The sequence below is a fragment of the Niallia circulans NBRC 13626 genome, assembly GCF_001591585.1.
GTDB lineage: Bacteria > Bacillota > Bacilli > Bacillales > Cytobacillaceae > Niallia > Niallia circulans.
Genome location: NZ_BCVE01000025.1, coordinates 15,902 through 38,041 on the forward strand (window position 1 = coordinate 15,902; position 22,140 = coordinate 38,041).

At 36.4% G+C, this 22,140-nt stretch carries 27 protein-coding genes, 1 pseudogene, 3 riboswitches and 1 other annotated feature (1 of these 32 running past the window's edge); of the genes and pseudogenes, 14 read left to right on the plus strand and 14 right to left on the minus strand.

Translation table 11 applies throughout. From position 1 onward, the window contains the following. Nucleotides 1-135 (minus strand) — a binding site (T-box leader) (it extends 135 nt beyond the left edge of the window). A gap of 115 nt (nucleotides 136-250) precedes the next feature. From BCI01S_RS21125 to metE, 10 genes and pseudogenes are all read right to left on the minus strand, one after another. Beyond that, on the minus strand, nucleotides 251-688 hold the full coding sequence (locus BCI01S_RS21125; protein ID WP_061800975.1) for a hypothetical protein: 438 nt from the start codon (nucleotides 686-688) through the stop codon (nucleotides 251-253). Between the two features lie 62 nt (nucleotides 689-750). After that, on the minus strand, nucleotides 751-1,065 hold the full coding sequence (locus BCI01S_RS21130) for a DUF3892 domain-containing protein (RefSeq protein ID WP_061800976.1): 315 nt from the start codon (nucleotides 1,063-1,065) through the stop codon (nucleotides 751-753). A 54-nt stretch (nucleotides 1,066-1,119) separates the two neighbouring features. Next, the gene (locus BCI01S_RS21135) at nucleotides 1,120-1,548 is read right to left on the minus strand and encodes a VOC family protein (protein WP_061800977.1); all 429 of its coding nucleotides are present in this window, start codon (nucleotides 1,546-1,548) and stop codon (nucleotides 1,120-1,122) included. A gap of 403 nt (nucleotides 1,549-1,951) precedes the next feature. After that, nucleotides 1,952-2,359 (minus strand): NUDIX hydrolase, encoded by a 408-nt coding sequence (locus tag BCI01S_RS21140; RefSeq protein WP_061800978.1) that lies wholly within the window; start codon nucleotides 2,357-2,359, stop codon nucleotides 1,952-1,954. 520 nt (nucleotides 2,360-2,879) lie between these two features. Then, a pseudogene (locus tag BCI01S_RS26385) lies at nucleotides 2,880-3,341 on the minus strand (SMI1/KNR4 family protein); the annotation flags it as partial. 283 nt (nucleotides 3,342-3,624) lie between these two features. After that, complete coding sequence (locus BCI01S_RS21150) at nucleotides 3,625-3,936, minus strand: hypothetical protein (RefSeq protein ID WP_061800979.1); 312 nt, start codon at nucleotides 3,934-3,936, stop codon at nucleotides 3,625-3,627. 74 nt (nucleotides 3,937-4,010) lie between these two features. Continuing rightward, on the minus strand, nucleotides 4,011-4,475 hold the full coding sequence (locus BCI01S_RS21155; protein ID WP_047940164.1) for a VanZ family protein: 465 nt from the start codon (nucleotides 4,473-4,475) through the stop codon (nucleotides 4,011-4,013). A 220-nt stretch (nucleotides 4,476-4,695) separates the two neighbouring features. Then, entirely contained in the window at nucleotides 4,696-5,463 is a 768-nt protein-coding gene (locus tag BCI01S_RS21160) for a MerR family transcriptional regulator (protein WP_047940163.1), read from the minus strand. Nucleotides 5,464-5,691: 228 nt separating this feature from the next. Next, nucleotides 5,692-6,411: a YebC/PmpR family DNA-binding transcriptional regulator gene (locus tag BCI01S_RS21165; RefSeq protein ID WP_061800980.1), complete on the minus strand. Its 720-nt coding sequence runs from the start codon at nucleotides 6,409-6,411 to the stop codon at nucleotides 5,692-5,694. 245 nt (nucleotides 6,412-6,656) lie between these two features. Next, the gene (gene metE / locus BCI01S_RS21170; RefSeq protein ID WP_061801002.1) at nucleotides 6,657-8,942 is read right to left on the minus strand and encodes a 5-methyltetrahydropteroyltriglutamate--homocysteine S-methyltransferase; all 2,286 of its coding nucleotides are present in this window, start codon (nucleotides 8,940-8,942) and stop codon (nucleotides 6,657-6,659) included. Nucleotides 8,943-9,160: 218 nt separating this feature from the next. Next, a riboswitch (cobalamin riboswitch) is annotated at nucleotides 9,161-9,351 on the minus strand. Between the two features lie 67 nt (nucleotides 9,352-9,418). Then, nucleotides 9,419-9,527, minus strand: a riboswitch (SAM riboswitch). A gap of 521 nt (nucleotides 9,528-10,048) precedes the next feature. On the opposite strand from metE, the gene BCI01S_RS21175 reads away from it, so the two are divergent. The 3 genes from BCI01S_RS21175 (at nucleotide 10,049) to BCI01S_RS21185 (ending at nucleotide 12,637) form a co-directional block, all read left to right on the plus strand. Beyond that, nucleotides 10,049-11,338, plus strand: a complete 1,290-nt coding sequence (locus BCI01S_RS21175) for a Y-family DNA polymerase (RefSeq protein ID WP_217275782.1) — start codon at nucleotides 10,049-10,051, stop codon at nucleotides 11,336-11,338. 20 nt (nucleotides 11,339-11,358) lie between these two features. Then, a complete protein-coding gene (locus BCI01S_RS21180) occupies nucleotides 11,359-12,090 on the plus strand; it encodes an AAA family ATPase (RefSeq protein ID WP_061800981.1) in 732 nt (243 codons plus the stop codon). Between the two features lie 73 nt (nucleotides 12,091-12,163). Continuing rightward, nucleotides 12,164-12,637, plus strand: a complete 474-nt coding sequence (locus BCI01S_RS21185; protein WP_061800982.1) for a hypothetical protein — start codon at nucleotides 12,164-12,166, stop codon at nucleotides 12,635-12,637. 53 nt (nucleotides 12,638-12,690) lie between these two features. Here the strand turns inward: BCI01S_RS21185 and BCI01S_RS21190 are convergent, their stop codons facing one another. Further along, complete coding sequence (locus BCI01S_RS21190; RefSeq protein ID WP_144546242.1) at nucleotides 12,691-13,035, minus strand: hypothetical protein; 345 nt, start codon at nucleotides 13,033-13,035, stop codon at nucleotides 12,691-12,693. Between the two features lie 214 nt (nucleotides 13,036-13,249). Further along, nucleotides 13,250-13,334, plus strand: a riboswitch (cyclic di-GMP riboswitch). A 70-nt stretch (nucleotides 13,335-13,404) separates the two neighbouring features. Here BCI01S_RS21190 and BCI01S_RS25435 point away from each other — a divergent pair. Together BCI01S_RS25435 and BCI01S_RS21195 are read left to right on the plus strand one after the other, a co-directional pair. Beyond that, entirely contained in the window at nucleotides 13,405-13,593 is a 189-nt protein-coding gene (locus tag BCI01S_RS25435; RefSeq protein ID WP_141231309.1) for a hypothetical protein, read from the plus strand. Between the two features lie 159 nt (nucleotides 13,594-13,752). Further along, complete coding sequence (locus BCI01S_RS21195) at nucleotides 13,753-14,220, plus strand: hypothetical protein (RefSeq protein ID WP_047940157.1); 468 nt, start codon at nucleotides 13,753-13,755, stop codon at nucleotides 14,218-14,220. An 18-nt stretch (nucleotides 14,221-14,238) separates the two neighbouring features. Here the strand turns inward: BCI01S_RS21195 and BCI01S_RS21200 are convergent, their stop codons facing one another. Beyond that, nucleotides 14,239-15,288: an LLM class flavin-dependent oxidoreductase gene (locus tag BCI01S_RS21200; protein WP_061800983.1), complete on the minus strand. Its 1,050-nt coding sequence runs from the start codon at nucleotides 15,286-15,288 to the stop codon at nucleotides 14,239-14,241. Nucleotides 15,289-15,457: 169 nt separating this feature from the next. Here BCI01S_RS21200 and BCI01S_RS21205 point away from each other — a divergent pair, with 169 nt between their 5' ends. From BCI01S_RS21205 to BCI01S_RS21220, 4 genes are all read left to right on the plus strand, one after another. Continuing rightward, nucleotides 15,458-16,012, plus strand: a complete 555-nt coding sequence (locus BCI01S_RS21205) for a GNAT family N-acetyltransferase (RefSeq protein ID WP_047940155.1) — start codon at nucleotides 15,458-15,460, stop codon at nucleotides 16,010-16,012. Nucleotides 16,013-16,025: 13 nt separating this feature from the next. Continuing rightward, on the plus strand, nucleotides 16,026-16,268 hold the full coding sequence (locus BCI01S_RS21210; RefSeq protein WP_047940154.1) for a DUF2164 domain-containing protein: 243 nt from the start codon (nucleotides 16,026-16,028) through the stop codon (nucleotides 16,266-16,268). 417 nt (nucleotides 16,269-16,685) lie between these two features. Then, nucleotides 16,686-17,015: a YolD-like family protein gene (locus BCI01S_RS21215; protein ID WP_047940153.1), complete on the plus strand. Its 330-nt coding sequence runs from the start codon at nucleotides 16,686-16,688 to the stop codon at nucleotides 17,013-17,015. A gap of 16 nt (nucleotides 17,016-17,031) precedes the next feature. After that, on the plus strand, nucleotides 17,032-17,397 hold the full coding sequence (locus BCI01S_RS21220; protein WP_047940152.1) for a YhjD family protein: 366 nt from the start codon (nucleotides 17,032-17,034) through the stop codon (nucleotides 17,395-17,397). A gap of 132 nt (nucleotides 17,398-17,529) precedes the next feature. On the opposite strand, the gene BCI01S_RS21225 is transcribed toward BCI01S_RS21220, so the two are convergent. After that, nucleotides 17,530-18,015: an ATP-binding protein gene (locus BCI01S_RS21225; protein WP_235844548.1), complete on the minus strand. Its 486-nt coding sequence runs from the start codon at nucleotides 18,013-18,015 to the stop codon at nucleotides 17,530-17,532. Between the two features lie 157 nt (nucleotides 18,016-18,172). Between BCI01S_RS21225 and BCI01S_RS21230 the strand changes: the two genes are divergently transcribed. From BCI01S_RS21230 to BCI01S_RS21245, 5 genes are all read left to right on the plus strand, one after another. Continuing rightward, nucleotides 18,173-19,030: a manganese catalase family protein gene (locus BCI01S_RS21230; RefSeq protein ID WP_047940151.1), complete on the plus strand. Its 858-nt coding sequence runs from the start codon at nucleotides 18,173-18,175 to the stop codon at nucleotides 19,028-19,030. Between the two features lie 142 nt (nucleotides 19,031-19,172). Beyond that, nucleotides 19,173-19,823 carry a cupin domain-containing protein gene (locus BCI01S_RS21235; protein WP_047940150.1) on the plus strand — a complete coding sequence of 217 codons (651 nt, stop codon included), beginning with the start codon at nucleotides 19,173-19,175 and terminating at the stop codon, nucleotides 19,821-19,823. A gap of 224 nt (nucleotides 19,824-20,047) precedes the next feature. Next, nucleotides 20,048-20,224, plus strand: a complete 177-nt coding sequence (locus BCI01S_RS25690; RefSeq protein ID WP_162837567.1) for a hypothetical protein — start codon at nucleotides 20,048-20,050, stop codon at nucleotides 20,222-20,224. 181 nt (nucleotides 20,225-20,405) lie between these two features. Then, the gene (locus BCI01S_RS21240; RefSeq protein WP_047940149.1) at nucleotides 20,406-20,891 is read left to right on the plus strand and encodes a CBO0543 family protein; all 486 of its coding nucleotides are present in this window, start codon (nucleotides 20,406-20,408) and stop codon (nucleotides 20,889-20,891) included. Continuing rightward, entirely contained in the window at nucleotides 20,884-21,351 is a 468-nt protein-coding gene (locus BCI01S_RS21245) for a CBO0543 family protein (protein WP_047940148.1), read from the plus strand. Before BCI01S_RS21240 ends, BCI01S_RS21245 begins: the two co-directional genes overlap by 8 nt. 62 nt (nucleotides 21,352-21,413) lie before the next feature. On the opposite strand, the gene BCI01S_RS21250 is transcribed toward BCI01S_RS21245, so the two are convergent. Further along, nucleotides 21,414-22,121 carry a DNA alkylation repair protein gene (locus BCI01S_RS21250; RefSeq protein WP_047940147.1) on the minus strand — a complete coding sequence of 236 codons (708 nt, stop codon included), beginning with the start codon at nucleotides 22,119-22,121 and terminating at the stop codon, nucleotides 21,414-21,416. Nucleotides 22,122-22,140 lie beyond the last annotated feature (19 nt).

The window sequence follows — 22,140 nt, forward strand, 5'->3', positions numbered from 1 at the left end:
ATCACAAAGAGTGTTTCTTTGATCCGTGCGAAAGCTCCAAGTCTTTTTTCATTAAGATTCTTATTACTCCTTTTCACCAGCTGGAGCTCTCTTTAAATAATAAATCAAAATTACTCTTCTCTTCTTAGCCAACTATTCCGTATTTATTTTAGAAAATATTACCTTAAATTAGATTTATAGTCAATAGTTACAACTAAAGGTTACTTGTATACTAGTTTTTTTATTTTCATTATAACTGGTTCTAAAGCAGTTATACTATTTGGTGAGATAACTCACTTATAAATTTCGTGAATTCTTCCCCACATTTTAGTAATTCTTTTAGAAACAATTGCTCTTCAAATGCGAATTTTTTCTGCTTGTTTCTTATACTGAACAATATTTGATTTTCTGGCTTTGTGTTGATTCTTTCCATTTTCCAAGTCTGATCGTTCATAAAATAACTCGTTTCTCCGCTGCCATTTTCCAAGTATTCTAACGTCATTCGCAGCAAACCAATCCACATTAATTCTACATCATCGCTGTTTTCCTCTGATGTTATATTATGATTATAATATGTGATATGGATGAAGCCGTCTATATAACCATTGTTTCGCACTTGATAGTCATTTGCTATGCTTATTGCTTTCTCTTCTGTAATAGCAATTTTTTCTCTTTGTGAATTAAATATATATGTATGTATATTTATCACACTCTCTCCTCCTTAAATGTTAAAAGAGAATATCCACTTGCATATTCTCTTTTATTTCCTATTTAAAAAGTAGGCAAATTATCTAAGTTATTTTCTTTAATCCCATCTGGTTCACTACGGATAATATCCCTGCCATATTTATGAAAAACATCTACATGCGCTAATTTCCCTGCTTTAGCTTCATCAATGGCAGTAATATAATCTAATTCTCTACCACTGCTCGTTTTAAAAGCAATAATATCATCATCCTCATTTTTACGAACAGCGACAATTTGTTCTACATTAGGATCTATTTCTTCGGCCGCTTCTTTTTGAGCTTGGCCACTTGCTTGCTGCAAGTAATTATCGTATATTTTTTGATAGTCTTTTTCATCCATTATAGCCACCTCCAAACCATTAGTATGCTCTGGAGTTTTCAAGTTATGTATCATCTATCTTTCATCATGGTTAATCAAGTATTTTTCTTTAAAGCTCGGGCTTAACTGACTCCACACATCAAATTTATTTCCATCAAGATCGTAAAAAACAAAATTGTTGCCTGGATGTCCTCTATCCTCAATATCGTCAACCGTAACACCTTTTTCTTTTAAGGAGGAATGAAGTTTCTTTAATTGGTCTATCCCATCAACTTCAAATGTCAGGAAGAAATGCTCATTTCCTGCATCATCTTGAAAGGCTGCTTTTTCTCCTTTTTCCGCTTTAACAAGAAAGAAACTTTGATTCGCAAAGTCTAGAATAGCTTTATCTCCATTTCTGAAATTTTCTCTTGCTCCTAATTTTTCTTGATACCAGTTTGAGGCTAATTCTGGATTTTCAACTGGCAGATAAATCGTTCCCACTCTGTGGATGATTGTATTCATTATTTTTCTCCTTTTCGATAGAATAGCTTGCTTTTATATTCGACGAAAAGGAAAATATATCCTCTTCTTTGTATGTGGTTTGGCTGATATTTTGTTGCTTTGACTGATTTTCCCGCTGGTTTGGCTGATATCTTTTTACTTTGGCTGATTTCCTCGCTAGTTTGGCTGATATCTTTTTACTTTGGCTGATTTTCCCGCTGGTTTGGCTGATATCTTTTTACTTTGGCTGATTTTCCCGCTGGTTTGGCTGATATTTTTTTATTTTGGCTGATTCCCCTGCTAGTTTGGCTGATAAATTTTTAGTTTGGCTGATTTCTCCGCTGCTTTGAATAATATTTCACTCTTCTGCCCCATTGCAACGTAAAAAAAGCTTCCCTTTTATTTAAAGGAAAGCACCTAAATGTTAAATCCATTTAGTTATTTTATCGTGGACAAGATTACTAGTTAATACTGTTTCTATTGCTGCGGATAACTCAATTGGAAAATTAATCTTTTCCTTACTATTTACAAACCTGATTCCTTTTATTTTATCCATTTCATTCATCGAAGGTATTCCGCTAACAGACTCTGCAAAATAGAAATAGCCCTTCCATTTAGTATGTCCGAAATAAAAATCTCCTTGGAAAACCTCTGTAAGTTGATGAATATAAAGACCGATTTCTTCTTGTATTTCTCGTTTTGCACACTCTACAGGTGTCTCTCCTAATTCCTGTTTGCCTCCTGGGAAATTCCAATTGTTTGCTCTATCTTGAATTACTAACATATGATGGTCCTCATCTTTTATAAGGACACGAGAAAATACCTTTTCCATATAATCACCTCTTTTTACACAATATCCCTCTCTATCTTTTTCTCTCCATTAGACTATTTTGCTTTATACTGCTTGTTATTTGCGCATACTGCACTTAGTACCAAAGAGTCCTAAAACTTAGGAATATTAATTAATGAATAGAACGATTAGCATTAAGATTCCCTTGAGATAGAATTAAACTTCAAATATCACTAAAGAACATTTCCACATAATATTCTATTTCCTTATCGTCACGTATAATAGATAGCATATTCTCAATACCTTCAGAAGAGATTATCCCCATTTTATTGAAATGATTAGCATAATTTGCTGCTATTTCCTTTATTTCAAGCACTGAGCTCTGTAGAAGATTTATTAACTTCTGCTCAATAAAGCCTTCATTCCCTTTCATATTTATACAGAGATAGTCTAAAGCTAACATCACTTGCGGTATGTCGTAAGTTGACAAGGCTGATTCAACATTATTTAGGTTCCAATTGATTGTCTCTGGCTGAAGATAAGTTTCTTCATCTTCTTCATTCTCCATTTCTGCTTCGACAGAGTATAACTCACTTAAGAATGTGGAAAAATCAGGAGCCAGGTTAATAATCTGTTCCATTTCTACATCAACAAAGATAATTGGTGGTTCTTCTCTTACGTTCCTGTAATCAAATGCAATCCAAGAGTGCCCATCTCCACTAAATAAGACAATATTATCCGGCAAACCCCACTCTTTAATAAGGTATTCACTATTTAATATGCCCTCTTCTTCTGCTATTCCGAAAATATGGTCTACATCGATATGGTCTTCTGCCCATGAATTAGGGACTTTCGAAGGAAAGGCTTTGAATTTAATAGATCCACCATTCTGTTTCTGCAGTAAATTAAGATAAGATAATGGCAGCTTAATATTTAATTGTTCTTCGGCCTTTTTTATAAGTTTATCTGTTAATGGAGCTAGCCTATAGTAATCATCATCTTCTTGCCATATATTATTTAACATTGATTCTCTCCCAATATCATTTTTTAATTTCCATAATTTTAGATATCCTTTTCACACTACTACGTAGCCACTAACTTGTATTCTCTAACCAGAGTGAGAAACCCTGCTTCTGCCAAAAAAGTCCTAAAACATAAACAATACTATTCTTTTTAAAATAACCAAATTTCTTTATCCCAGCTAATAATTTACTTCACAAATAACTTCCCTTTTCGCAATGCTTGTGCTTCTAACTTATTTTCTTCCATAAGACATCCAAACGAAAAAGACATTAATCTTTTTTAGATCAATGTCCTTTATGTTTAGAATAACCTTCGAAATTTCTTATGGTAAATCCTTGCTTTCGGGCATATTCATTAATGGCTCGAAGTAATTTATTTTTAGCGATAGAAAAAGACCCGTGAATTTCTCTCTTATCATCTATAACATACTCTACATAAACGATGAAATTTAACAGATCCATTTTCCGAATGACAAATTCATTGCATTCATATTCTCCACATCTTATATTGCCATTATAAATAAAATCAATAATGCCGTCATAAAACTCTTGATCTGAAATTTCTACTTCTAAAAATGATTCCAGTATCCCTTCCATCGTATATCATCCCCTTGCAAATTCTCCTCTTTTATATTCTTTGTTCTCTCGTTATACTCCTTCTTCAACATAAGTCATTTAAGTAAATATTGGACAACTTTTGTTTTCCAAACACCATATCCTATCCATGCACCTAACATATTTAAGATAAAATCATCAATATCGAAACTCCCTAATCTTGTAACTACTTGAACTACTTCAATAACTATTAGCAAGGAACTCATCGAAATAGTAAATCTGCTAAACTTGTTTAAATGCTTGAATAAATAAGGTAAGTATATACCCATTGGCATAAACATCATAAAATTACCAAATAGATTTTCAATAGGTATATACATATTCATACTTCCGTCAAACATTGCTAGAATATAGGTAGTTATCGTTTTAAATGGAACAAAATTGGATGAGTTTTTTATATATTCTATCCATGATATATCTGACCAGAAGATCGCTCTTGTGCCTAAGAATAATAAATATACTAGTGCTAATAAATAAAACACGAAACTTATCTTTAGAGCTACTTTTCCTATTTTCTTCATTTTCCCCTCCATTACTTTTCAATGTTTTGTAAGCTGCATACCTTTATTTACTCTCTTTCAATGATTAGACGATCCTCAATCAAGGTAAGTTTTACCTCTACTAATATTTGTTTATCCCAGCATAAAAAAAGGCTTCCCTTTTAACTAAGGAAAGACCTGTTAAATCCTACAAACGTGCCCTTTTAATGGTTTATCTCTTTGAACTTCAAGGGTTATCTGCCTATTCTAGTTCTTCTTGCTTCATATAAAATGCCATTGCTTGGTTAAACCATTGTTGTTCTTCTTCCGTAAAAGGAGATGGTGTCATATTTTCAATTTCTTGAATATCAAGTTCTTCCATATTAGTATCAGCCAGCTTTTGCATCAAATCCTCCCCAAGAAATGCCAAGGATGCTTCTATATAGGTCTTTATCATTTCTTGGACTTCTGGATCCTCTACTGGTTTACCATATAATCGTTTTACTTTTTTAGACATCTGAATATATGTTTTATCTAAAGTGATTTTATCTTCTTCCGATTTCTTTGATAGCTCTTCAACAACATCTGTTAACATATGACGCTCCATCCACTCTTCTTGGATATATTCGGTACGCATGCTATGAATGAGGCTAAATAAAACAGCACTATCTACTTCTCCTTCTTCCTTGACTAGCTTAATTACTCTTTTAATAGATTTTATGGATTGTTCAATTTGTTCTTGTTCTTTTTCTAACACTTGCAATTGGAGAGACAGACTTTCATTCAAATCAGTAGTAAAACTTGATTCATATAACAAATTAGCGATATTATCTAGACTATATCCTAGAAATTTTAGGCTAAGAATTTTCTGTAAGGTTACAATATCCTGATATTTGTAAATTCGGTGACCGGATGATGGATTCTTTTCGGGTCGTAATATACCAATCTCATCATAGTAATGTAAAGTAGGAATTGATACTCCTGTCTTTTCTGAGAATTCCCCAATCGAAAACTTGTTATTTTTGTCCATTAAAATTCCCCCTATTCAAAGTTTAATTTCATTATAACTCCTCAAGTAACTGGAGGTTCAAGGGAGAATTGGAAAAATTCTACCTAATGGTTGGCGATTGCCGAATAAGTTAAAAATCCCCCAACTTATAGACTGGGGATATACTTCTTCTAACAACAAATAACCCCACTTTCTGGATGGCTCTCATCCATCCAATAAGTGGGGTTTTATCATTTATTCTTATCCAGCTTACTCGCCTAAATCCACATTGTGGTATACTTGCTGCACGTCATCTAAATCTTCGATTGCATCAATCATTTTCTCAAATTGCGCCTGTGCCTCTGGATCTAATGTTACATCGTTTTGAGCAAGCATTGTTAACTCGGCTACAGTGAATTCTGTTACACCAGCTTGTTTAAATGCTTCTTGGACAGCGTGGAATTGATCTGGCTCTGCGTATATAATAACAGAATCTTCTTCTTCCATGATATCACGGACATCTACATCTGCTTCCATTAGTAGCTCTAATGCTTCTTCTTCTGTTTTTCCTTCTACACCGATAACAGCTGTTGCATCAAACATATAAGAAACAGATCCACTTACTCCCATGTTTCCGCCATTTTTGCCAAATGCCGCACGAACATCTGAAGCAGTTCTGTTTACGTTATTTGTTAAAGCATCAACGATTACCATCGAACCGTTAGGGCCAAAGCCTTCATAGCGAAGCTCGTCATATGTTTCTTCGGAACCGCCTTTTGCTTTTTCAATCGCACGATCAATAATGTGTTTTGGTACACTATATGTTTTTGCACGCTCTAGTACAACTTTTAATGCTTGGTTAGATTCTGGATCTGGTTCCCCTTGTTTAGCCGCTACATAAATTTCACGTCCGAATTTTGCATAAATCCGACTAGTATTTGCATCTTTTGAAGCTTTTTTGTCTTTAATATTGTTCCATTTACGACCCATTATGAACACTCTCTTTCTGCTTATACATTCAACTTATTTATTATAGATAAAAACACGGTACTTCTTCAACTTTTAGTTACTGTATTTAGGCGCTTATCTATCTGTCATTACTTAAAGCCACTAATATTATACATGAAATGACCATTTTATTCAGCTTTTTGAAAAAAACTTTGTGGCAAACCTTGGACATTTTTAATGGGAATGCAAAAAAACTTGCAACCAAGGTTACAAGTTTTTACGATCAATTACTGTTTTTGCACAAATAGCTTTTCTCTGGTTTCTTTCGCTGCCTCTACCATTACTTCAAGTGCACGAATCGTTTCTTCTTCATTTCTAGTCTTCAAGCCGCAATCAGGATTAATCCAGAATAATTGTGGATCCAAAACACCTAAGGAGTTTCCGATTGTTTGCGTTATTTCTTCTTTTGTTGGCACTCTAGGACTATGTATATCATATACACCAAGGCCAATTCCTTTCTCATATGTTTTATTTGCAAATGTTTGAATAAATTCACCGTGACTTCTCGAAGTTTCAATAGAAATGACATCCACATCGAGGGCATCAATAGCATCGATAATGTCTTCAAAATTCGAATAACACATATGGGTATGAATTTGTGTTTCCTTTTCCACAAAAGTGGTAGCAAGTTTAAAAGAATAGACGGCAGTATTTAAATAGCCCTGCCACTTTTCTTTTTTCAATGGCAGCCCTTCACGAAGTGCCGGTTCATCTACTTGGATCATGCGTATATCGTTTTTCTCCAGCTCCTCTACTTCATTCTTAAGGCTGAAGGCAATTTGTTTGGCAACTTCTGATCGTGAAATATCATCTCTTACAAAAGACCAGTTTAAAATCGTAATGGGCCCTGTCAGCATTCCTTTCACAGGCTTATTCGTCAGGCTTTGGGCATAAACCGTTTCTTTCACCGTCATTGGATTCACATAAGCAACATCTCCATATATAATAGGCGGCTTCACACAGCGGGAACCATAGGATTGAACCCAGCCAAATGTTGTAAACTGAAAACCAGCTAGTTTTTCGCCAAAATATTCAACCATATCGGTTCGTTCGAATTCTCCATGTACCAATACATCTAATCCCAAGTCTTCTTGTATTTCCATCCATTTTTTTATTTCTGCTTGAATAAAAGTCTCGTACTCCTCATTCGTTATTTCTCCTTTTCGCCATCTCAAGCGTTCTTTTCGTACTTCCTTTGTCTGCGGAAAACTTCCGATTGTGGTGGTTGGAAGAATTGGGAGTTTAAAAGCTTCTTGTTGTGCTTGCTGTCTGATTTTTGCATTTTCACTTCTTTCCACTTTATCAGGAAGCCATTTTAATTCTTCTTGAAGGTGTTGATTATTTCTTGCTGAGGAGGCATTCAATTGACCGATTGCTTCTACGCTTTTATTGATTTCTGCTTGAATGACTGCTTTTCCATTTCTAATTCCTTTTGTTAATGCATTTAATTCTTGCAGTTTTTCATCTGCAAAAGAAAGTGCCTCTTTTAAAATGGGAGCAATTTGCTCTTCCTTCACTGTTACCGGTACATGAAGTAAGCTTGATGACGGCTGAATAATTAACTTATCACTTCCGACCGCTTTCTGTATCTCTGTAAGCAGATTCCATTTTTCCTCTAAATTAGCTCTCCATACATTTCTACCATCAATAATGCCTGCCGCTAGGATTTTATCTTGGGGAAATCCGTATTGCTGGATAGATGCTAAATTCTCTCCATCATCATGAACGAAATCTAAACCGATTCCTGCAACAGGCAACGAAACAATTGTTTTATAATCTGTTACAGAATCAAAATAGGTTTGTAGAATTATTTTTAAGTTTGGAGCCGCTTCTCGCAATGTTTGATATATTTGCTGCGTGATCTCCCATTCTCTTGCTGTGACATCTGTTACTAAATATGGTTCATCAATTTGAAGCCATTGTACCCCTTCTGCTTCTAGCTCTTTTAAAACCTGCGCATATAAAGGAAGATAGGATGCCACTGTTTCTGCAAGCTTATCTTCTTCATAGCCTTTTGCTAATTTCACAAAGGTCAGCGGTCCTAATAATACTGGTTTCCCTTCGATTCCTAATGCTTCTTTTGCTTCCCGATAAAAAAACAGCGGGCGATTCTCCGTTAATGTTGGTGTTCTCTCCCCAAGCTCTGGCACGATATAGTGATAATTTGTGTTAAACCATTTTTTCATGGCTGCTGCTACAGCAGTCGGATTTCCGCGAGCTATCTGAAAATAAGTTTGTAACGGGACCCTGCCCCCATCATAAGCAAATCTAGCTGGCACTTGCCCAAACATTGCAGCCGTATCTAATACATGGTCATAGAAACTAAAATCACCAACTGGAATCAAGTCAATTCCTTGAAGCTTTTGCTTTTGTAAGTTTTTCAATCGAAGGTTTTTCGTTTCTTGTAAAAGCTCTTCTTCGGAACACTCTCCCTTCCAATAACGTTCCAATGCTTTTTTCCATTCTCGCTTTTCTCCAATTCTCGGATAGCCTAAATTAGAACTTTTGTACATTTCTTTTCCCCATTTCTTATTTTTTCTCAGCCAAAAGTTAGTAAAAAAAGAGTCTGACATCCACATTCTCTTCAGAAGCTTCCTACTTTCTTGCTTCTTGGATAAACAGTGGAGTCAGACTCTTATGAGATTTTCTCTCATTTTAGTCCAGCACTAACTAGAGTTGAGATACGCTTTATCCCAACACATGGTCTCCCTCCTCTATATCCACGTAGAGTAGCTTACTTACAAAATAGGCAGGTCTCCTGACTTAGAATCATCACTCTTTCTCCCCTTCCCATCTAAAAAAGACAGTGGATATTGAGAAATTGCTCCTCCTTACAGTGGCGGGACCGTGCCGGATTCTAACCGGTCTTCCCTTTTAAGCTATGAATACTTCATTCACAGCACCTATTTGCGCTATTCAATTGTCCTGTGCAAAAATAAAAAACCTCCCTTTAAAAAAAAGAGAGGTTTCACCTTGTATCCTTATCCCCCTCTTATCTTTCAAAGCATAATAGCTTTGCTGGAATTAGCACCTTTTCTTTAAAAAGAATGGTTGCTGAGGCTTCGACGGGCCAGTCCCTCCACCTCTCTATATAAGAGTTTTTATTCGATTTTGAATTAACAAAATATTAGCACGATAATTTCTTGTTGTCAATTCTTGTTTTATAGACGTTGAAAGTTTTTTTACTTATTTTGGATACGTAAAATTTTTATTCTCTAATATTTCATTTCCTTCTTTTACCTCTTATTTTTCTTGTTCCCTTCCTTGTTTACGAACGTTTGTTCTGATATGATGAAACCATTAAGGAGATGATGAATACGCAATCGAGGCTCGATTAAATGGACATCGCTGCTGCCGGAGCATGTTTCAAAGTATAAAAGAGATTTTAGAGTAACCGGAAAAAATAACAATTCTCATTTTAGAAAAAGATAAAATGCAGAAATGGAGCTACTCTTACTAGAAGGACTCGAAAATAAGCTTTTGCTTCACTACGATATTTTTAACAATGGAACGATTGATCGTTTAAATGGCAAAACCACCTAAAACAAGAGTTTCGTATTCAAGGATAAGAATAATCATATGCACTCTATTCCTTTTCACAGCTTAGTAAACATACAAAATGATTAAAAAAAGGAGCATTACCGTGTTTGATTATGACCAATTGCCCAATAGAGCGATTCTTTGCGTCGATATGAAAAGTTTTTATGCGAGTATTATAGCGGTCACTAAAGGTTTAGACCCTCTAACCTGTCATCTAGTTGTTGTCGGCAATACCGATCAAAAGGGCAGTGTCGTACTTGCGGCATCTCCAGCTATGAAGAAGGATTTTAAGATAAAGACTGGCTCCCGCCTTTTTGAAATACCAGATGATCCAAGAATTCTCGTAAGTAATCCCAAAATGGAACTATTTATTCGGGTGTCAACGGAAATAACGAAATTATTTTTTCGATATGTCCCTGTTACTGCTGTCCATACCTATTCTGTCGATGAAAGCTTTCTGGATGTCAGTGGAATGGAAAAAAGCTTGGGCACACCTTTCCAAATAGCACAAAAAATAAAAGCCGATATTATGCGTGAGTTTGGGCTGCCTTCAACGATCGGCATCGGCCCAAATATGCTTATGGCAAAGCTTTGTCTCGATTTAGAAGCCAAAAAGGCAGAAGGTGGTATAAGCAGATGGACTTATGAAGACATTCCAGATAAATTATGGCCTATCTCCCCTTTACGCGATATGTGGGGGATTGGGAAGCGAACGGAAAAGACATTAAATAATATGGGAATATTCTCTGTTGGTCAACTTGCACACTATGATTTAGGATTACTAGAGAAAAAATTGGGAATTATGGGCAATCAACTTTACCATCATGCTTGGGGCATTGATTTATCGGAAATTGGCGCACCTATTATGCAGGGACAAATCAGCTATGGGAAAAGTCAAATTTTATTACGGGATTATAAAGAGATTGATGAAATCAAATCGGTTCTTCTTGAAATGTGCGAAGATGTTGCCAAAAGAGCACGAAGTAATCACCATGCAGGACGCACGGTTACATTAGGCATTTCTTACAGCAAAGATGAATTCGGCGGCGGTTTCCAGCGCTCACGAACAATCGAAAATCCGACTAATGTAACCATGATTATTTATCAAGTTTGTCTTGAATTGTTTCATGAAAATCACCGAGGACAAACCGTTAGACAAATTTCTGTTTCTATTACAAAATTAGAGAATGATGATGAAATGCAATTAGATTTATTTGATACAGGCGGCTGGAAAAAAAGAAAGCTTGGATATGTTGTCGATACTATTCGAAATCGCTATGGATCAACTGCCCTCTTACGTGCTGTTTCCTACACTTCTGGCGGTACAGCCTTGCAGCGCGCACAGCTGCTTGGCGGTCATAAAAAATAAACAAAAATGAGGTGCATCAAATGTTAAAGCAAATTCGCTTAAAAAAAGAAAATATCCCATCAAAAAGTGGCTATCCTTTTACCATCCCTGCTATTAGCCATTTCAGCTCCCTTGATTTTCAAAATAAAGTGACTTTTTTTGTAGGGGAAAATGGTTCTGGAAAGTCGACCTTGCTTGAGGCAATTGCCTATCAATGTCAATTTAACACAGCAGGCGGCGGAAGAAATAACAGTTATGATATTCATGCTTCTCAATCGGATTTAGGAGAATATCTGCAGCTATCTTGGTCTCCGACTAAGCTCACCAATGGATTCTTTCTGCGGGCTGAATCCTTTTATCAATTTGCCACCCATATTGATCAACTAGAAAGTGAAAAAAAGTATGTGAGCTATGGTGGAAAGTCCTTATTGCAGCAATCTCATGGCGAATCCTTCTTATCCCTCTTTCTCCATCGTTTTAGAGGGGAAGCCATTTACTTGCTGGATGAGCCCGAGGCTGCGCTATCCCCGCAGCGGCAATTAAGCTTTCTCCGCATCCTCCATGATTTAGCTGAAACGGAAGAATGCCAATTTATTATTGCCACCCATTCTCCAATTCTATTAGGGTATCCAAGTGCAACAATTCTAAGCTTCGACGGGGACCAAATCGAAGAAATAGCATACGAGGATACAGAACATTATCAGATTACTAAATACTTTTTGCAATATCGGGAGAAAATGTTAAAAGATATATTTACAGAAGAAGAAATGTAAAAAAACATATATAGGATAATCTAATCAAAGTAAGTAAATAGTATAACTATCTAATTACTTCCAGGAGGATGTTATGCTTGGATTATTACTCTCTGTCTTTTTATTTAACTTGATTGCTTATAAAACAAATAAAAAGTTAACAGTAAATCAAATCTTACATATATGGATCTTCACGATTGCATTTCAGCAGCTATTTGACTTATATATTGATATTGGATATCATGCCTACTGGTACTTCAGCAAAACCGAAGTAGATTGGGAATCCATCATTCATATTCTATTTTTAGTACCGCCTGTAAATATTATTTTCTTAAACCTTTATCCGATGAAAAAGCGGATTCAAAATAAAATTTTGTTTATTTTCCTATGGAATTTTATCATTGTAGGATACGAGTGGCTTACTTTACTCCCTTCTCCATGGGGATTCTTTCATTATGGCTGGTGGAAACTCGCCTACTCCTTTCTTATTAATCCGTTCTTATTATTTATTTTAATTAAATATTATAAGCTAATAAATAAGCTCGAGAAGAAATCCTTTTTGGCGTAATTATAAAGAAAGCGCGTCCTGGTTGGGTTGCTACTCGGCTTTTTGTTGGGGTTTTATTTGGTTTGGCTGATATATCCTGCAGGTTGGCTGATTTCCTCTCCGCTTTGGCTGATATATCCTGCAGGTTGGCTGATTTCCTCTCCGCTTTGGCTGATATATCCTGCAGGTTGGCTGATTTCCCCTCCGCTTTGGCTGATATCCTGCAGGTTGGCTGATTTCCTCTCCACTTTGGCTGATATACCCTGCAGGTTGGCTGATTTCCTCTCCACTTTGGCTGATATTTCTGCAGGTTGGCTGATTTCCCCTCTACTTTGGCTGATATACCCTGCAGGTTGGCTGATTTCCCCTCCACTTTGGCTGATATATCCTGCAGGTTGGCTGATATAGCGGCAATTCATCCCGTTCCCTGCCGCTTTTGGCGGTATACCAAAAAATCCATCTCTTTTTTCCTGCCACATTCATGAATATAATCGAATATATATCTGAAATTAGTATTGACGCTCGTCTACATTTCCTTATTTGACAATAAATAGGTCTATAAACTCATTTTTTTTACAAAAATATTAAAAAATCATGACTTTATACCTTGAATTAACAGAGGAACATGGTAGAATTAAATTTGGGCAAATTTTACGAAAGTAAAAGACGCAAAGCCACGGGCCTAAAGCAAAAATGCTATGGTAGCCGGGTTGCCAAGATTATCGTATATCTTGTTAATAAATCTTCCTGTCTAATTTGCCTTATAAAATTAGAAAAGAGGAATGTTAATGTTTTACCCAACTGTAGTAACGGATGAAAAGCCTTGTCTTAGACATGTTGTAAAGGACAAAAATTATTGTATGTGTGGATCAAAGTATAAATCATACTCCACCTTTAAAAAATCAGACTTTAAACGAATTGAATTTAAACAGTTAACTGATATCACCTGTCCTTACTGCCAATCCATCATTAATTAATGATGGATTTTTTATTGTCTACTGTTCCTTTCCATTCCCTTTGCCAAATCAGACTTTATTCTCCACATTTCCCGACTCTACTGAGAATAAAATTATTAAATAGACGAAAACTAAAAATGATTCATATTTAGGAAAATTTCAAAATGGGGATGGAATCCAATGTCGATTGTTATTTTAAGAATTTGTATGGTTCTGATTAGTTGGGGAAGCTTGTTTTTTCTTCCTAAATCAGCAGTTAAAAAATTTCTTCCGGTTACTTTTTTCTCTGCTTCTATCCTTTTAGTTGAAACGCTCTTATCACTTATCTTTAAATGGTGGGAGGTAAAAGGCGGATTAAAATCATTGGTCGCAGACGCATTAGGGTTTATATTCGGACCTTTCGCCGCCATTAATATTGGGATATTTCATTTCACATATAAAAGATTCCTTGTGTACACACTAGTAAACTTAATCATGGATCTTATTTTTGCGTTTCCACTAAATTCCTTTTTTCAAAAAGCAGGCTTTTATAAATTAAAAAAATTCACATCCATTCATTTATTCTTAATTGCATATGGCCTCTCTTTTCTTAATTACTGGTTTCAAAAATTTATCATCTCCGATAAAAAGATAAGGACTGCTTCTTAACGAGCAGTCCTTATCTTTTTAGTTATTATTTTCCCATTCGGCAATTTTTTTACGGACAATCGGGGCAACTTCTGTTCCAAGCAATTCGATTGAACGCATCACTTGGTCGTGTGGCATGCTGCCAACAGGAACATGAAGCATAAAACGTGTGATTCCTACATTTTTGCGCAGAGCAATAATTTTATCTGCGACTGTACGCGGATCTCCGACATATAAAGCACCAGTTTCACTACGAGCTGCATCAAAAGTTTCTCGCGTATATGGTTCCCATCCTCTTTCTTTTCCAAGCACATTCATTGCATATTGAGTGGATGGGAAGAATGCATCTGCTGCAAGCAGTGTATCTTCTCCTACAAATCCATGAGAATGAGACGCGACTGTTAACTTTTTCGGATCATGACCGGCATGCTCCACTGCACGGTAATACAGGTCGACAAGCGGGGCAAAGTTTGCTGGGTTCCCTCCGATTATTGCTAACACTAGTGGCAATCCAAGAATCCCAGCACGTACAACAGACTCACTATTTCCTCCACTTCCAATCCATATTGGCAGTGGATCTTGTACTGGCCGTGGATAAACACCACGATTCTGAATAGCTGCGCGATGCTTTCCACTCCAGGTTACTTTCTCGGATGCTTGCAATTTTAAAAGCAAATCTAATTTTTCATCAAATAATTCATTATAATCATTTAAATCATAGCCAAAGAGCGGAAATGATTCAATGAAAGAACCACGGCCGGCCATAATTTCGGCACGTCCATTTGATAGCCCGTCCAATGTTGCAAAATCTTGAAACACGCGAACCGGATCATCAGAAGAAAGAACCGTCACCGCACTTGTTAACCGAATCTTACTTGTCTGTGTGGCAGCTGCTGCTAAAATAAGCGCAGGTGCGGACGCGGCATAATCTTTTCGATGATGTTCTCCTACGCCAAAAACATCTAATCCAACTTTATCTGCTAAAATAATTTCCTCCACTACTTGGCGAATTCGCTCTGCATGACTTACTACCTTCCCTGTATGCGGGTCTGGAGTTGTCTCTACAAATGTACTTATTCCTATCTCCACTATATATATATCCTCCTTAATAATGACAAAAATCATCCCTTCTTCTCTATTAAAACAGGAGATGTCTCGAATTACAACTATTGTGTTAGCGAAGAAAAAAGTAATGAACTTCTGACTCACTTCCCTTACAATGAAAGAATATACATAATCTAACCGCGGAGGGATACATATGTTTGAACATACAATTGACGAAAATTTAGCACTACGAGTGTTCCGTTTAGACGATGCCGAAGAATTTTTTCAATTAACAATGAAAAATAAAGCTTATTTAAAGAAATGGCTCGGCTGGCTTGATTATACGCGAACAGTGGAAGACACAAAAGAAAATATTCGGCAAAGACTTCAAGGAATGCTGGAAACTGGTGGCTATCCAAAATCCACCGCCATTCTCTATAAAGGAAAAATTGCTGGAACCATCGGCTTCAATGAGATTAACCGTACGAGTAAGATTGGCGAAATTGGCTATTGGTTAGGAGAAGAATATCAGGGAAAGGGAATTATGACAAAAGCATGCCAAGCGATCATCCATTATGGCTTCACTGAATTAAAGCTTAATCGTATTCAAATTGCAGCAGCAAGCGAAAACAAAAAAAGCAGAGCACTTCCAGAAAGACTTGGATTTACAGAAGAAGGCATTATCAGACAAGCAGAATGGCTTTATGACCATTATGTTGACCATGTTATCTATGGTTTGCTGCGTGAAGAATGGGAAAACTCAAAATAAAGGACGGGATACCATGTTTTATAAATTAACTAGAGAACAGCAAAATGCGATGATTGCAGACATTCAATACTTCTTTTCTCAAGAGCGAGAAGAAGAAATCTCGGAATTTGCTGCCGAACGGTTGTTAGACTTTGTGAAAGAGTCTCTTGCTCCCCATTTTTATAATGCTGGAGTAAAAGATGCAAGAAAAATCGTAGAAGAAAGAGCCAGCTCTCTTGAAGACGAATTATTGACACTTGAAAGACCTATTAAATAAAAAGGAAAAGGGTTGGCTCACTGCCTTCCCCTTCTTTTCTTTCTTTTTCAAAAACTACCTCCATTGTTAAAGACTACTCCACCGTTTCTTGCATATTCATGAACAAATTGGTTGATAATCCATTTGGAGTATTCCACTCAATCCTTTAACGGGAATGGAAACAAATTGATAGGCAAACATATAATCAGCTCCTCCACGTTTTTTAGCGAATCACCGAAAACCCCCTTCTCTCTTCGATCTCCCTCGCTTTATACGTATTCACCTCATCAGTGGTTTTCTATACGCTACGATTTTTTTCCCTAACTTCACATATATATCATCATTATGCGCATATTATAAAACGAACAAATGTTCTCAAAAAAGTATTGAAAAGAACGTCTGTTCGTTTTATTATAATAATATAAGGAGTGTGTTTGCATGATTAAAGACCGTGGAACAAAAAAATGGGTAGCAATGATGCTGCCAGAACATGTTGCTGCTGTGAAAGAAGAGCTATTAAATGAGAAAAAAATAAAAAAACCAGAATTGGATCAAGAAAAATTAAATGATATCGATTTGCTTATTCACGAGGGAATGGAATACCATTTATTCCTGCAATTTTCATTATTTAAAAATGGATTTATCGAAACACTCATTGGCAGAACTGTTTTTATTGACTACTTAAAAAAAGAACTTCGGATAGAGGACGAAACCAATGTTATTCACTACATTCCATTCCATCTATTAATCGATGTGGAACGCCTATAATTTAAAGGAAATCACCATGAATAGACTATCAAAGGAAGACATAAAAATACTGGAACATCTCATATATTTGCCTCTCTTACTAACTGTTTTAGAAAGAGATTACCAGCAAGCAAAAACAACTCCCTTTAAACTTAATCAAGTCTATCTAAACTTAATCGAACATACGATGAAAAAAGTCCAAGATGATTTAAAAAGCTTCAGAGAAAAAATGTATAGAAAGAAAATAAAACTACTAAAAGGCAATGTGGATAAAAACTTTACCGAGTATCATTACTATGTAGCCAACTATCACGAAGTTCACCGATTTGCTAATACAGAATTAAAAGCAAATACAGAAAAGCTATTATCTTACTATTTATTTAAGGAAAATGCCATTTTTTAAGTTGCCTTAAATAAAATCCTGAGATTAATGGTCATAAAAAATGGACTCCATTTATCTCAGGAATCAATTTTTTAGCCTACTTAAATATACTAACAATCAAATCCCTTATAACTGGGATATCTGCTTCCTGCTTTACTCTAAATAAATGATCCGCTTCCCCTTCTGCTGGATTCCCCCTGTTTGTTTATGCTGACGCTCAAGAACCTCTTCGTAAGTGGCCGCTGTTCTTAAACGTAATTTATCCCGCTTACTTTTAACTATTCTCTCCTTTAGCAGCTCTATCGGCAGATCAAAATGGACAAGAATCGTCGTGAAACCAAGTGTTTTATAATATGGAAGCAGTTCTGCCCGACTTTCACGATCGCGATTGCTATTACTCAAAATAAGATGGCAGTCAGAGTGATGGACGGCATAATCAACAATTGTTTTTGTGAGGGCATGCTTAATAAGATTAGGCCCCTTTTTTGGCAAAAGCTTTTCATAATAGGTCTGCAAAAATTCTGCATGATTATCTTGATCAATGACAATCGCGTTTTCAAGTCTGCTTTTTAACGTTTGCGCAAAAGTGGACTTTCCGCTATGTGTCATGCCCACTGTCATAATGACTAATCTTTTCATATTCCCCCTCCATTAGCTAATGCTTCCTTCACTCTAACAAAAATCATCAGCTTTTCCTATCAAAAAATTTCCAACTCTCCCTAGTTCAGAATAGATTCAGCTACTTTTGGAATCATAAAAGCGATATGCAGATTATCAAAAAGGAGCTAGATGATGTATGTATTTTTATAAAGAAGATTTAATCAATATGATCGTCCCTGACAAACCAGATCCAAATGCAGCAAAAGTATTGCAGGAGGCATTAGGCGGACAGTTTGGAGAAATGAGAACACTAATGCAGTTCTCTTTTCAAAGCGCTAACTTCCGTGGAAAAGCAAAACAGTATCGTGATCTTATCCGCGGCGTATTCTTGGAAGAGCTTAGCCATGTAGAGCTTGTACAATCCACTATCAATCAGCTTCTAAACGATTCTGGTGGTAGCATGCCAGGCAATATGGCAAGTGATGGAGCTCCTTTAGATGATGTCATTAAAGGCGGGGCAAACCCTCACCATTATATAATCGGTGCAAAAGCTTCTCTTCCTGTCGATGCAGGCGGAAATCCATGGAATGGTTCTTGGGTGTATGATCATGGAAACCTCGTTGCTAATCTTCTCAATAATGTGATGTTAGAATCAACAGGTGTACTTCAAAAATCAAGAATTTATGAAATGAGCGATAATAAGACATTAAGAGAAACGATTGCCTTTTTAATCGTTCGTGATAATGCTCATCAAAATGCTTTTGCCAAAGCATTAGAAACATTAGGAGTAAATTGGGGGAAAATTCTGCCAGTTCCAAACTACGATATTAATAAATATCCTGAATGTCGTAAATATGTAGAAATGGGCTTCCACAATGCCCAATTTAATTTCCGCCTAGACGATACGAGAATCGGTGAGATTTTTCAAGGCACAACCCCTAGCCGAAATAATGGTGATTTAAATGTCGTTCCACCACCGCAAGGCTATCCAGTTCCAGAACTGCCAGATATGCCAAATGAGCATGCATCAGGCCTTATGGATTTAAATAATTAAGCCTGAAAAAATGGGAGAAGCCTATTATGGCATCTTCCATTTTTTCTTCCTCTTTTCTTTCTCTCCTTAACACCATCGTCATTCCATGTGCATATTAAAAAATAGGATCTATTCCTTAAAATTATGTATTGGAGGAAAACACATGTCAAAGTCAGGCTATATTCCTGATAACACGAATATTCATTCATCGAGTGGCACTCCTAATCTTATTTATAACACTCGTGATAATGTATTTTTTGAAAGAAATCCAGAAAACATTGCCTATAAAGTTACGTCTACACAATTACCAGCCATGATTGGCGGAGCCTTTGTCGATTTATTTTTAACAAAAGGACATATGCGGGAGCCGCATTGGCATCCAAACGCTTGGGAATTAGATGTCATTGTATCCGGTGAAGCAATGATTTCGATTGTCGATCCAGATACAAGAAAACTTCATCATTACCATGCAAAGGTCGGGGATGTCGTATTTATTCCAATGGCATGGTGGCATTGGATTCAGCCGACGACAGAGAAATTGCATTTACATCTCTTCTTTAATAATGACCAATTTGAAAGTGCGGAAGGCTCCGATACATTACGCTTAACTCCACCAGAAGTTTTTGAAGCAGCATATGGAGTGGATTCAGAAAAGGTTGCCAATGCTTTTTCTGCGCTGAAGGAATCTGTTGTCATTGGTCCACCAGATTCCCATCGCCTCCAAACTTCCTCCGTCTCCAATCTGGAACAAACAAAAAAAGAAGTTCCAGATAAAATATCTATCCAAATTAATCATAAACAGATTGCTTATTAATTTTTTGCTAAAAAAACTCTGCTCAGGATGAAATGAGCAGAGCTTTTCGCGTTCCTAGCTGGCAAGTTATTGGTTGTCCATCCACTTTATCATATGCAGTCTTGACAATTTGGCTATAGAAAAAACAGCATTTTTTCAATTCTGGGGGAAAGTTTCATAACGAAAGGAAACTTTCTCATCCACGGGAGCGTATATGTATAAACAAGCTATTTGGAGTGATACAAATGAACATAGATAAGAAGTATTGGCTATTAATGCCTCCCTTTTTGATACTAGGAATTGTGCTTATTCTCTTTCTTCCACCAGAAAAGAGTTTTATTCCCTTATCTTTGCCGATTGTATTTTGGTGCATTTATTATGTTTGGAAGCATTATGAGCAAGACAGAGAACGTAAGCAATAAATTTGTTTGCTGCTATTCTCCCTTCCCGCACTTCTCTATCTGCCAGTGGACGTTGCTCTCCACCTGCCTCCCTTTGTTAATAGGTAGAATATCTAGAAGTCTTCCTTTATATTTTTCTGGATAATTTCTGTCCCAGCGGCAATACTATGGATAACTATCTATTTGAGCAGGTGAAATTCCCATGAATATGGAAAGATGGATTTTAGTAGGAATTATTGTAATCAGTATCCTTGCCATTTTCTTACTTGTTCCCAAACAGAAAACGAGAGAAGCGTGGGTGATATTTTTATCTCTGCAGATTATCACTTGGCCTGCCGGATTACTTGCTGTGGAATGGAATATGATTGACTACCCTGTTCAACTTTTCTCCTCCGCAAACAAATTTAACCGGTCTAGCTTTACGTTTGAATTCTTTCTTTTCCCAGTGACAGCGATTATGTTTAGTTTATATTTCCCCAAAAAATTAAAAAAAACAGGCAAATTCTTCTATTATTTTCTCTTTGCTGGATTCTTCACTTGTCTTGAAGTAGTGATAGAGCGCTGCACCGAACTCGTGGACTATCTTAGTTGGCACGGATCTTATACGCTACTAAGTGTTATGGTCACATTGTATATTAACCATACTTACTATAGTTGGTTTAAGAAGGAACTGAAAAAGAATGAATAAGGAACTAATTATTTTAATTATTTCATGGGTTGTCTGTTTGATTTTACTCATTCGCATTATTCCAAAAGAGAGAAAAAGATATTTTCAAATTGTTTTTTTATTCGCCCATGCAACAGCTTGGATTTTTACACATATACAAGTATCTATGGACTTGGTGAGATTTCCATATAGAGAATTTTCGCATGCAACAAAAATGAGTTTCTCCCTCTACTACATTGTATTGCCAACTTTCGCTGTTCTGTTTCTTCTCTATTATCCGGAAAAGAAACATTGGCTAAAAATTTTCCTCTATTACTTAATCTTTAGCAATGGCATACATCTTTTTATGTTTTTAGTAGAGAAAAATAGCAATCTTATACATGATCTAAACTGGCATTGGTGGCTTGCTGTCAGCATCGACTTTCTCGTTTTATATATGACTAAGAAATTTGCCTTCTGGTTTAGAAAAGGTTTTGCATGATTACAAAGGGCTACAACATAAGGCCAAATTCCCTGTGAGCATGAAGGAATTTGACCTTTTTCTTAACATCTTACATATTTCCTTTTAAATCCTAGCATTCCTCTGTCCAGCTCTTTTTGAATTCTGTCTGATATAATTGAGGTCGTGCTTTTTTTCTTGCCTTTCTTGATTTCCACTGGACCTACTGCTCTAGCCGTTTCTACTGCCATTTCATGTAAGGAAACATAGGAAATGGCTACAGTAGCGATAAAATTATTCATAGATGATTTTACAATATCTGGAGCTTGATGAATCGTATTTTCTACTTGATTCAGCATACTCGCCAGCTTAGTTTCACTAAATTCCTCGTCCTTGCGGTTTCCTAACAGCCAGCAATAACAGCTCCATCCGGCTGACATGCGAAATTCTTCTCCGCTTTCGATCCACTTATCAGCAACATCTTGGGCAAAGTCAGTTTCCGCTAAAGAAACGGCTACTATAAAATCGGAAATCATGTAAAAATAGGCTGCATCAATCCACCGCTCAAAATCTTCCTCTGTCATGCTCTTTGGATCACAAATAACCCCTGCAAAATACATGGCATCATAGTTACCCGTTGCATATAGCTCTTCTGCCAAGGCTTGATCCTTCTTAATCATCCTAGAAAGTGGCTTCATCGCACCTGTTGCAATCCCAAAAACCGGCTCTTGTGCCCCATTGCCCATATAAATCTTTTTCGTTCTCTCCTTCCCTAGTGCTTCTAGTTCCTGCATAACTGTTTCCAAATCCATTGTTTCACTTCCTCTTCTA

Excerpts from the sequence above, each read along its gene's own strand:
- BCI01S_RS21250 (WP_047940147.1), bottom strand. The coding sequence starts at position 22,121 with ATGGATTTGGAAACAGTTATGCAGGAACTAGAAGCACTAGGGAAGGAG.
- BCI01S_RS21190 (WP_144546242.1), bottom strand. The coding sequence starts at position 13,035 with ATGAATTGCCGCTATATCAGCCAACCTGCAGGATATATCAGCCAAAGT.
- BCI01S_RS21155 (WP_047940164.1), bottom strand. The coding sequence starts at position 4,475 with ATGAAGAAAATAGGAAAAGTAGCTCTAAAGATAAGTTTCGTGTTTTAT.
- metE (WP_061801002.1), bottom strand. The coding sequence starts at position 8,942 with ATGTACAAAAGTTCTAATTTAGGCTATCCGAGAATTGGAGAAAAGCGA.
- BCI01S_RS25690 (WP_162837567.1), top strand. The coding sequence starts at position 20,048 with ATGAACATAGATAAGAAGTATTGGCTATTAATGCCTCCCTTTTTGATA.
- BCI01S_RS21235 (WP_047940150.1), top strand. The coding sequence starts at position 19,173 with ATGTCAAAGTCAGGCTATATTCCTGATAACACGAATATTCATTCATCG.
- BCI01S_RS21205 (WP_047940155.1), top strand. The coding sequence starts at position 15,458 with ATGTTTGAACATACAATTGACGAAAATTTAGCACTACGAGTGTTCCGT.
- BCI01S_RS21150 (WP_061800979.1), bottom strand. The coding sequence starts at position 3,936 with ATGGAAGGGATACTGGAATCATTTTTAGAAGTAGAAATTTCAGATCAA.
- BCI01S_RS21185 (WP_061800982.1), top strand. The coding sequence starts at position 12,164 with ATGCTTGGATTATTACTCTCTGTCTTTTTATTTAACTTGATTGCTTAT.
- BCI01S_RS21220 (WP_047940152.1), top strand. The coding sequence starts at position 17,032 with ATGAATAGACTATCAAAGGAAGACATAAAAATACTGGAACATCTCATA.
- BCI01S_RS21225 (WP_235844548.1), bottom strand. The coding sequence starts at position 18,015 with ATGAAAAGATTAGTCATTATGACAGTGGGCATGACACATAGCGGAAAG.
- BCI01S_RS21135 (WP_061800977.1), bottom strand. The coding sequence starts at position 1,548 with ATGAATACAATCATCCACAGAGTGGGAACGATTTATCTGCCAGTTGAA.
- BCI01S_RS21245 (WP_047940148.1), top strand. The coding sequence starts at position 20,884 with ATGAATAAGGAACTAATTATTTTAATTATTTCATGGGTTGTCTGTTTG.
- BCI01S_RS25435 (WP_141231309.1), top strand. The coding sequence starts at position 13,405 with ATGTTTTACCCAACTGTAGTAACGGATGAAAAGCCTTGTCTTAGACAT.
- BCI01S_RS21160 (WP_047940163.1), bottom strand. The coding sequence starts at position 5,463 with ATGGACAAAAATAACAAGTTTTCGATTGGGGAATTCTCAGAAAAGACA.
- BCI01S_RS21180 (WP_061800981.1), top strand. The coding sequence starts at position 11,359 with ATGTTAAAGCAAATTCGCTTAAAAAAAGAAAATATCCCATCAAAAAGT.
- BCI01S_RS21230 (WP_047940151.1), top strand. The coding sequence starts at position 18,173 with ATGTATTTTTATAAAGAAGATTTAATCAATATGATCGTCCCTGACAAA.
- BCI01S_RS21130 (WP_061800976.1), bottom strand. The coding sequence starts at position 1,065 with ATGGATGAAAAAGACTATCAAAAAATATACGATAATTACTTGCAGCAA.
- BCI01S_RS21165 (WP_061800980.1), bottom strand. The coding sequence starts at position 6,411 with ATGGGTCGTAAATGGAACAATATTAAAGACAAAAAAGCTTCAAAAGAT.
- BCI01S_RS21240 (WP_047940149.1), top strand. The coding sequence starts at position 20,406 with ATGAATATGGAAAGATGGATTTTAGTAGGAATTATTGTAATCAGTATC.
- BCI01S_RS21140 (WP_061800978.1), bottom strand. The coding sequence starts at position 2,359 with ATGGAAAAGGTATTTTCTCGTGTCCTTATAAAAGATGAGGACCATCAT.
- BCI01S_RS21210 (WP_047940154.1), top strand. The coding sequence starts at position 16,026 with ATGTTTTATAAATTAACTAGAGAACAGCAAAATGCGATGATTGCAGAC.
- BCI01S_RS21215 (WP_047940153.1), top strand. The coding sequence starts at position 16,686 with ATGATTAAAGACCGTGGAACAAAAAAATGGGTAGCAATGATGCTGCCA.
- BCI01S_RS21175 (WP_217275782.1), top strand. The coding sequence starts at position 10,049 with ATGATTAAAAAAAGGAGCATTACCGTGTTTGATTATGACCAATTGCCC.
- BCI01S_RS21195 (WP_047940157.1), top strand. The coding sequence starts at position 13,753 with ATGTCGATTGTTATTTTAAGAATTTGTATGGTTCTGATTAGTTGGGGA.